Annotated in this window: 7 protein-coding genes, 1 tRNA gene and 1 riboswitch; all 8 genes read left to right on the top strand. The window is 45.0% G+C overall.

Annotation, left to right across the window (positions count from 1 at the left end):
* Positions 1-49 precede the first annotated feature (49 nt).
* The 8 genes from VSA01S_RS18875 to thiH all read left to right on the top strand — a co-directional run bounded on the left by VSA01S_RS18875 (position 50) and on the right by thiH (position 7,379).
* Positions 50-126: transfer RNA gene (locus VSA01S_RS18875), tRNA-Trp, on the top strand.
* Positions 127-367: 241 nt separating this feature from the next.
* Complete coding sequence (gene crcB, locus VSA01S_RS18870; protein WP_039981563.1) at positions 368-751, top strand: fluoride efflux transporter CrcB; 384 nt, start codon at positions 368-370, stop codon at positions 749-751.
* A gap of 60 nt (positions 752-811) precedes the next feature.
* A riboswitch (TPP riboswitch) is annotated at positions 812-910 on the top strand.
* 125 nt (positions 911-1,035) lie between these two features.
* Complete coding sequence (thiC, locus tag VSA01S_RS18865) at positions 1,036-2,976, top strand: phosphomethylpyrimidine synthase ThiC (RefSeq protein ID WP_039981560.1); 1,941 nt, start codon at positions 1,036-1,038, stop codon at positions 2,974-2,976.
* Positions 2,976-4,391: a thiamine phosphate synthase gene (locus tag VSA01S_RS18860; protein WP_039981558.1), complete on the top strand. Its 1,416-nt coding sequence runs from the start codon at positions 2,976-2,978 to the stop codon at positions 4,389-4,391. The genes thiC and VSA01S_RS18860 overlap by 1 nt, the downstream gene beginning before the upstream one ends.
* A complete protein-coding gene (locus VSA01S_RS18855) occupies positions 4,378-5,151 on the top strand; it encodes a HesA/MoeB/ThiF family protein (RefSeq protein WP_039981556.1) in 774 nt (257 codons plus the stop codon). Before VSA01S_RS18860 ends, VSA01S_RS18855 begins: the two co-directional genes overlap by 14 nt.
* 38 nt (positions 5,152-5,189) lie before the next feature.
* A complete protein-coding gene (gene thiS / locus VSA01S_RS18850; RefSeq protein ID WP_039981554.1) occupies positions 5,190-5,444 on the top strand; it encodes a sulfur carrier protein ThiS in 255 nt (84 codons plus the stop codon).
* 5 nt (positions 5,445-5,449) lie between these two features.
* Positions 5,450-6,217: a thiazole synthase gene (locus VSA01S_RS18845; protein ID WP_039981552.1), complete on the top strand. Its 768-nt coding sequence runs from the start codon at positions 5,450-5,452 to the stop codon at positions 6,215-6,217.
* A gap of 34 nt (positions 6,218-6,251) precedes the next feature.
* Positions 6,252-7,379, top strand: coding sequence for a 2-iminoacetate synthase ThiH (gene thiH / locus VSA01S_RS18840; protein WP_039981550.1), 1,128 nt, complete (start codon positions 6,252-6,254; stop codon positions 7,377-7,379).
* Positions 7,380-7,552: the final 173 nt, after the last annotated feature.

Below are 7,552 nucleotides of genomic sequence, written 5' to 3'. Positions count from 1 at the left end.
AGAAACCTTGCAATGCAAGGTTTTGTCAAATCTACAGACTGTAGAAAATAGGGGTGTAGCTCCAATTGGCAGAGCAGCGGATTCCAAATCCGCGTGTTGGGAGTTCGAATCTCTCCACCCCTGCCACATTTAGAAAGCTCATATCGAAAGATATGAGCTTTTTTATTGCCTGTAATTTTATATCGATAGATATAGTAGTTGATTGGTGCAAAAACCTGTAACGTCTAGTAAGTACAATAAGTGACGCCTGTAACTTTTTTAATATCACAAATATAATAACGTTTATCTCTTGTAATTTTCTAATTATTTATCAATTATCTATAACAAAGGTGGCGACAATATGGCCATTAATTATTAAGGGGAAATTATGGGACAAGCTGCTATTTTAGGTTTTATTGCATTGGGTGGTGCACTTGGTGCCTGTTCCCGTTACTTAGTTTCTGAACTTTGTGTCATGCTATTTGGTCGTGGCTTTCCATACGGTACGCTTACGGTAAACGTTGTTGGTTCGTTTATTATGGGCCTATTAATCGCTGCGTTTGAGACAGAACTGTTGACTACTGACCCATGGCGTCAAATCATTGGTTTGGGCTTTTTGGGGGCACTCACAACCTTTTCTACCTTTTCGATGGACAACGTGTTGCTTATGCAGCAGGGTGCTTTCTTAAAGATGGGACTAAACGTTGTGTTGAATGTCGTATTAAGCATTTCTGCTGCATGGCTTGGCTTTCAGTTATTAATACGCAGCTAAAAAAATAGGTAAATTTTATTCAAGTTGACTTGGTTTAACCAAGTCGTTTTTATATACTGATTCTACTTGTCGGAGTGCCATAAGGCTGAGACCGTTAATTCGGGATCCGTTGAACCTGATCAGATTAGAATCTGCGAAGGGAACAGGAGAAGAGATCACTATATTTCCCTGCCAGTGATCTATCTATATTCAAGCAACACATTTGTGGTTGTCTTGGAACCTCTTGTCGCATCTTTCCGCCAAGCATTTTTATCCAAACTAATTACAAAGCAAGGAAAAATGCTATGTCGAGTCGCAAGCAAGCCAGACTGGAAGCAAAACAGTTCATTGATACACTCTCGGTACAACCCTACCCAAATTCAAGCAAAGTTTACATAGAGGGTTCACGTCCCGATATACGCGTGCCAATGCGTGAAATATCACTCGCCGACAGCCTTATTGGAGGCACAAAAGAAGCGCCTATTTTCGCCCCTAATGAGCCAGTACGCGTTTACGACACCTCTGGTGTATACACAGACCCAAATCATACTATAGACCTTTACAGCGGTTTACCTAAGCTTAGAGAAGGGTGGATTGCAGAGCGTGCCGATACTGAACTACTTGATGAAGTAAGCTCGGTATACACCAAAGAGCGCCTAGAAGATGAAACGCTAGATGATCTTCGCTACGGTAACTTACCGCGTATTCGACGTGCCAAAAGTGGGCAGTGCGTAACTCAATTGCACTATGCTCGCAAAGGCATTATCACCCCAGAAATGGAATATATCGCCTTGCGTGAAAATATGGGCCGTGCTCAATATCGTGATGAAGTGCTAAATCAACAGCATCCGGGTCAAAGCTTCGGAGCGAATCTTCCCAAAGACATTACCGCAGAGTTTGTGCGCAAAGAAGTCGCCGAAGGTCGTGCTATTATCCCTTCTAATATCAATCATCCAGAATCCGAGCCAATGATTATTGGACGTAACTTTTTGGTCAAAGTAAACGCCAATATTGGTAACTCATCGGTGACGTCTTCGATTGAGGAAGAAGTAGAGAAGCTCGTCTGGGCAACGCGCTGGGGTGGCGATACTGTCATGGATCTCTCTACTGGACGTAATATTCATGAAACTCGCGAGTGGATTCTACGCAATAGTCCTGTTCCTATTGGTACCGTACCTATGTACCAAGCGCTGGAGAAGGTGAATGGGGTTGCAGAAAATCTTAATTGGGAAGTGATGCGCGATACTCTAATTGAGCAAGCTGAGCAAGGGGTAGATTATTTCACTATCCATGCTGGCCTATTACTTCGCTATGTACCAATGACAGCAAAACGTGTTACCGGCATCGTTTCTCGTGGCGGTTCTATCATCGCTAAATGGTGTTTAGCGCATCACCAAGAAAGCTTCTTATACACTCATTTCCGAGAGATCTGTGAAATTTGCGCTAAGTATGATGTGGCACTTTCTCTCGGTGATGGTTTGCGTCCAGGTTCGGTTGCCGATGCTAACGATGAGGCGCAGTTTGCTGAGCTTCGGACCCTTGGTAAGTTAACCAAGATTGCATGGGAATACGATGTTCAGGTGATTATCGAAGGCCCTGGTCATGTTCCAATGCACATGATCAAAGAGAACATGCAAGAGCAGTTAGAGCACTGCCACGAAGCTCCGTTCTACACTCTTGGTCCACTGACGACAGACGTCGCCCCTGGTTACGACCATATTACTTCAGGTATTGGCGCTGCTATGATTGGCTGGTATGGCTGTGCGATGCTTTGCTACGTAACTCCTAAAGAGCATCTCGGCTTACCAAACAAAGAAGACGTGAAGGTAGGTATGATCACTTACAAGCTTGCTGCGCACGCTGCTGATTTGGCTAAGGGACACCCTGGTGCACAAGTTCGTGATAACGCACTTTCGAAGGCACGCTTTGAGTTCCGCTGGGAAGACCAATTCAACTTGTCACTCGACCCAGATACCGCGCGCGCTTTCCATGATGAAACCTTGCCTCAAGAGTCTGGAAAAGTTGCTCACTTCTGTTCCATGTGCGGCCCTAAGTTTTGCTCGATGAAGATTTCACAAGAGGTACGAGAGTACGCGAAAGACACTGAGCAAGTTGCTGCGGACCAAGCTATCTCGATCAAAATGCTTGATGATCCTCTTGAAGGAATGCGTCAAAAATCGCAAGAGTTTAGAGATACAGGTTCTGAGTTATACCACCCAGCAGCACATGCCAAGGTAAGTGACTAATGCGCAAAATCCTTATTCCGTCATCGTTAATTGAACTAACAGGTTTAGTTCAGCAATGTTTATTGTTGGCGAAAGAACAGGGTTTTAGCATTGAAGACATTGAGTTGGGTGTGAGCTCAACTCAATCTATTCAGCTTGTTCGCGACCAACAGACCACACACATAACGACCGATCTTATTAATGGTTATGATTCTGAGCATGAGAGTTCATTTGTGCTCTATTACCGCTCTGCTTTATCGGTAGAAGCGTGTGCTAAGCAACCGTCGAAAGCGATTTATATTGGCATTGCTGATACGCAGGTATCCGATGAAAAGGAGCAAGTGCTTCAGCTTGATATCTGGCGTCATCCAATTAACAACGAAGTGAGAGCGCTTTCTGTTAAGTCCAAACTTAAAGCAATGTTCGCTCCCGAACATCACCTTGCTTGGACAGTAACGCTGACAGTACTTGATTTTCCTATCGAAGACGCGTTAACACTTGCTCGAGGAATGCTAACTCAACAAGCGAATGTTTCACGTGAAACACTGTTGAATGACAACCTTGACGAGGGACGATCTACTCAGTGGGCTGATCAATTTGATTATTTCCCCACACCTGTACTGGAAGATAACCGACTCGGTATTCAAGTTGGTTGGTCAGCACAAGGAGAGTGCATTAGCTTTCCAACGTTAACTAAGCAAAGTCTGGGGCTCTACCCAGTCGTTGATGATGTCGCTTGGATTGAACGTTTACTGCTTTTAGGCATTAACACGATTCAACTACGAATCAAGAACCCACAACAAGCCGACTTGGAACAACAGATCATTCGAGCAATTGAGCTAGGTCGTCACTATCAAGCACAAGTATTCATCAATGACTATTGGCAGTTGGCAATCAAGCATGGCGCCTATGGCGTTCACCTAGGACAAGAAGACATAGAAGAATCGAATTTGGCTCAGATAACTAAAGCTGGCATTCGTCTAGGTCTTTCTACTCATGGTTATTATGAGCTACTGCGCATCGTACAAATTCATCCTAGTTACATCGCGCTAGGGCATATCTTTCCAACCACCACCAAACAGATGCCATCGAAACCACAAGGTTTGGTGCGTCTGGCATTGTATCAAAAGCTAATTGAAAGCATTCCTTATGCAAACACAGAGTCGGCTTTTCGTCCTTCAAAAGGCAAAATAGTGAGTAGCGATTTACTCGGTTTTCCGACGGTCGCAATTGGTGGCATTGACCAATCTAACGCTGACCAAGTGTGGCAAACGGGTGTTTCTAGTTTGGCGGTTGTGCGTGCTATTACGTTGGCAGAATCACCTCAGTCCGTTATCGAGTTTTTTGCACAACTGATGAAGGCAAGACAACTAACGTTTACTGATCAGAATGGTGAATTGACGGATACCAAGAGAGGCGAGCATGCTCACGGATAAGCAGTTCCTTCGCTATCAGCGCCAAATCGCTCTTCCCGAAATTACTGAAGGTGGGCAAGAGCGTTTGAGCAAATCGCATGTGCTGATCATCGGTTGTGGTGGGTTAGGCAGTGCAGCGAGTTTGTACTTGGCATCAGCGGGCGTAGGTAAATTGGTTGTGGTTGATGATGATGAAGTTGAGAGCAGTAACCTACAACGTCAGATCATTTATCGTGAACAAGACCTCCAAGTTGCCAAAACAGAAGCGACTGTAAAGCAACTCACTGAACTAAATTCTATGATTCAAATTCGTGCTCTCAATAAGCGATTAGATAAAGCACAGCTGCAGCTTGAAGTGATGCTAGCGGATATGGTTTTGGACTGCACCGATAACATGCCAACGCGCCAGCTAGTTAACCAAGTTTGTTTCGAACAAAATACGCCGCTCATCTCAGCGGCGGCAATTGGTTGGCAAGGGCAATTCGCTGTCTTTGATTACCAAATACCAAGTGAACAAGAAGCGCAGAATATAGCGTGTTACCGCTGTTTGTATCCGTTCGATGAATTACCACAAAGTCAAAAGTGCAGTGAGAGCGGTGTTGTCGGCCCGGTGGTTGGTACACTTGGCAATTACCAAGCGATAGCGGCAATTCAAAAACTGGCGACGGGAAAGTTTCATGTTGAGACTACCAAGCTGCATCTGTTTGATGGATTGAAACTGCAATGGCAAACCATAGCGATAAGCCAAGATAAACAGTGCCAAGTTTGCGCTCAAATTTAGCTTACGAGTAATGGGTAGAACTATGAGAGTTGGAAGCAATGATCTTATCAGAACAAAAAACAACACAAATGAACGCTGCTGACTTGGTTGTGATCACCATTGTCATCAATGACCAGTCGCATCAAGTTGCCAGTGAGTCGAATCTACAGCAAATCATTAGTCAATTTGCGCTGCCTGAAATGGGCTGTGTGTTTGCAATTAATAACAAGATTGTGCCGCGCAGTGAGTGGGCTAGCACAATTCTTTCACAGGGAGATAGAATCTCTTTGTTTCAAGCGATCGCAGGGGGTTAACATCGATGCTTAACATTGGTGATAAACAATTCGAATCAAGGCTGTTCACGGGAACAGGGAAGTTTGCCAACAGCCGATTGATGGCAGAAGCGATTCAAGTGTCGGGTTCTCAACTTGCGACTATGGCGTTGAAGCGTGTGGATGTGAACGACCCACAAGACGATATCTTACTGCCGTTAGTTAAAGCGGGGGTGAACTTATTGCCGAACACCTCAGGTGCAAAGAATGCTAAAGATGCAATATTTGCTGCGCATTTGGCTCGAGAAGCGTTGGGTACCAACTGGCTAAAGCTGGAAATTCATCCAGACCCGAAGTACTTGATGCCTGATCCTATTGAGACACTTGCAGCCGCTGAGCAGCTGGTTCGTGAAGGATTTATTGTACTTCCTTACTGTCATGCCGATCCGGTTCTGTGTAAACGATTGGAAGAAGCAGGCTGCGCTGCAGTCATGCCATTAGGTGCGCCGATTGGTTCCAACAAAGGGATAGTATCTCACGATTTCCTAGAGATCATTATCGACCAAGCTAATGTTCCAGTGGTTGTCGATGCGGGTATTGGCGCTCCTTCACATGCCGCGCGTGCGATGGAAATGGGTGCGGATGCTGTGCTCGTCAATACCGCGATCGCAACTTCGAGCAGCCCCGTTGCGATGGCTAAGGCATTTAAGTTGGCGGTAGAGTCGGGGCGTATGGCTTATGAAGCCGGTCTGGCTAGTAAGGTTTCTCAGGCGGTTGCGTCGAGTCCACTGACGTCATTCCTAGACGAGCTTTAGTCCTAGATTAGTTTAGCTATTAAGCGAGGAAAACATGAGTTTCGTTGAACAATTTAAGCAGCTTAATTGGGATGACATTTCGATGTCGATCTACGCGAAAACAGCACAAGATGTTGAGTGGGCATTGAATAAACCCAAGCGTGATTTGGAAGACTTTAAAGCGCTAATTTCACCCGCAGCTGAAGCGTACTTAGAGCAAATGGCGCAGTTATCATACTCGGCAACTCGCAAGCGTTTTGGTAATACCATGTCGCTTTACATTCCATTGTACCTTTCTAACTTGTGCGCCAATGCCTGTACTTATTGTGGCTTCTCAATGGAGAACAGAATCAAGCGTCGTACCTTGAATCGGGACGAAGTGACTGCAGAAGTTGAAGCCATTAAACGCATGAAGTTCGATAGCGTATTGCTGGTGACTGGCGAACATGAGACAAAAGTTGGAATGAAATACTTCCGCGAAATGGTGCCGATGATTAAACAACGCTTTAACTATTTGTCGATGGAAGTACAGCCGCTAGATCAAGACGAATACGCTGAGCTCAAGACATTGGGTTTGGATGCGGTGATGGTCTATCAAGAAACGTATCATCCTTCGACGTATGCCGAGCACCATTTGCGTGGTAATAAGAGGGATTTCGAATACCGATTGGATACACCCGATCGCCTCGCAAAAGCGGGCATCGATAAGATCGGTATTGGCGCATTGATAGGATTGGAAGAGTGGCGTACAGATTGCTTCTATGTGGCAGCGCACTTGGACTATCTTGAGCGCACATATTGGCAGACTCGTTACTCGATTTCTTTCCCGCGTTTGCGTCCTTGTGAGGGAGCCAGTTCTTCAAACGGAAAGCAGCCAAAATCAGTCATGACGGATAAGCAGCTTGTTCAGTTAATTTGTGCTTATCGTTTGTTGAATCCAGAAGTGGAGTTGTCGTTATCGACTCGTGAGTCGCCTAAGTTTAGAGATAACGCATTGCCGTTAGGCATCACCAGTATGTCTGCGGCATCGAAAACTCAGCCGGGTGGTTATGCGATGGATGATGTTGAACTCGAGCAATTTGAGATCAGTGATGAACGAAGTGCTTGCTCTGTGGAAGATATGATTCGAGCCAAAGGCTTTGACCCAGTATGGCGAGATTGGCACTCGGCGTATTCTGGTTAAACTACGAATAAAGTCACAGGTCATAATTATGTTTCACGTGAAACAGAAGTGTTGAAATAAGAAAAGGGTTGACGAAAAACGCTAACCCTCTATTTTTTCTAGTTTCTAGTTTCTAGTTTCTAGTTTCTAGTTTCTAGTTTCTAGTTTCTAGTTTCTAGTTTCTAGTTTCTAGT

This window comes from Vibrio sagamiensis NBRC 104589 (assembly GCF_007990935.1).
Classification (GTDB): Bacteria; Pseudomonadota; Gammaproteobacteria; order Enterobacterales; family Vibrionaceae; genus Vibrio; species Vibrio sagamiensis.
Note: the sequence above shows the minus strand (reverse complement) of the source record. Positions and strands in the feature narration are given on the sequence as shown.

Bases quoted from the DNA above. Each gene is read 5' to 3' on its own strand.
- thiH (WP_039981550.1), top strand. From the start codon at position 6,252: ATGAGTTTCGTTGAACAATTTAAGCAGCTTAATTGGGATGACATTTCG.
- VSA01S_RS18855 (WP_039981556.1), top strand. From the start codon at position 4,378: ATGCTCACGGATAAGCAGTTCCTTCGCTATCAGCGCCAAATCGCTCTT.
- VSA01S_RS18845 (WP_039981552.1), top strand. From the start codon at position 5,450: ATGCTTAACATTGGTGATAAACAATTCGAATCAAGGCTGTTCACGGGA.
- crcB (WP_039981563.1), top strand. From the start codon at position 368: ATGGGACAAGCTGCTATTTTAGGTTTTATTGCATTGGGTGGTGCACTT.
- VSA01S_RS18860 (WP_039981558.1), top strand. From the start codon at position 2,976: ATGCGCAAAATCCTTATTCCGTCATCGTTAATTGAACTAACAGGTTTA.
- thiS (WP_039981554.1), top strand. From the start codon at position 5,190: ATGATCTTATCAGAACAAAAAACAACACAAATGAACGCTGCTGACTTG.
- thiC (WP_039981560.1), top strand. From the start codon at position 1,036: ATGTCGAGTCGCAAGCAAGCCAGACTGGAAGCAAAACAGTTCATTGAT.